The sequence below is a fragment of the Xanthomonas axonopodis genome (assembly GCF_001304695.1).
Lineage (GTDB): Bacteria > Pseudomonadota > Gammaproteobacteria > Xanthomonadales > Xanthomonadaceae > Xanthomonas > Xanthomonas axonopodis.
Genome location: NZ_JFAQ01000269.1, coordinates 1 through 1,101, shown reverse-complemented (window position 1 = coordinate 1,101; position 1,101 = coordinate 1). Strand labels below are relative to the sequence as shown.

At 69.6% G+C, this 1,101-nt stretch carries 1 protein-coding gene; it reads right to left on the bottom strand.

Annotated features, from left to right (window positions below; all coding sequences use genetic code 11):
• Nucleotides 1–93: 93 nt before the first annotated feature.
• Nucleotides 94–1,101, bottom strand: a 1,008-nt coding sequence (gene epmB / locus XAXN_RS19420) for an EF-P beta-lysylation protein EpmB (protein ID WP_241148128.1), incomplete at its 5' end; no start/stop codon positions are given.

Sequence of the window (1,101 nt, the reverse complement as noted above, 5' to 3'; positions counted from 1 at the left end):
AGGAGCGTCCCCCCGGGCGCGATGAGGCGTTACCGGTAGCACGTGTCGCGCCCGGGTGCGCTCCTACGACGGATCGGGCCAACGTAAGGGCTGTTACAGCGGGCGCTTGCCGGTGTCGCCGGGGATTTCACGCACCAGCCGCGGGACCAGGTAGCCGGACAGGCGTGCGGCCAGCTCGGCATGCAGCGCGCGCGCGCGCGTATCGTCCACTTCGAAATGCGCCACGCCGGCCACTCGGTCAAGCTGGTGCAGGTAGTAGGGCAGCACGCCGGCGGCGAAGCTGCGCTCGCTCAATGCCGCCAGCGCATCCACGCTGTCGTTGACGCCACGCAACAGCACGGCCTGGTTGAACAGTTGTGTGCCACTCTCGCGCAGCCGGTGCAGAGCGGTGTCTACGGATGAGTCGAATTCGTTGGCATGGTTGGCATGCATGACGAACGCCACCGGCCAGGGCAGGCCGCGCAGCCAGGCCAGCAGTGGCGCATCCACGCGCTCGGGCAGCACGATCGGCAAGCGGCTGTGGATGCGCAGGCGTTTGAGGTGCGGAACGGTGGCCAGTGCGTCGGTGAGTTCGGCCAGCTTGGGTGTGGCCAGCGAGAGCGGGTCGCCGCCGGAAAGCAGCACTTCCTCGATGTTCGGGTCAGCGGCGATCGCGGCGACGGCGTCGCGCCAGCCATCGCGTGCAGCGGTTTCTTCGGCGTAGGGAAAATGGCGGCGGAAACAGTAGCGGCAGTGCACCGCGCAGCTGCCGGTCGCGATCAGCAGCGCACGACCTCGGTATTTCTGGATCACGCCGGCGGCAGTCTTGGCCGCGCCATCGCCCACCGCGTCCAGGCCGAATCCGGGGGCCGGCTGCATTTCCGCATCCAGCGGCAGCACCTGGCGCAGCAGCGGATCGTCGAGGTCGCCATGGCGCATCCGCGCCACGAAGGCGTGCGGCACCCGCAACGGGAACTGCGCGGCGGCGGCATCGCTGATTGCCGCCGCCTGCGCATCCAGGCCCAGCAGCTGAAGCAGCACGCGCGGATCGCGCACGGCGTCGCGCCACTGCTGTTGCCAGCGCGATGGCTGCAGGGCGGGGGGCGGGGATGGCTGTAAGGC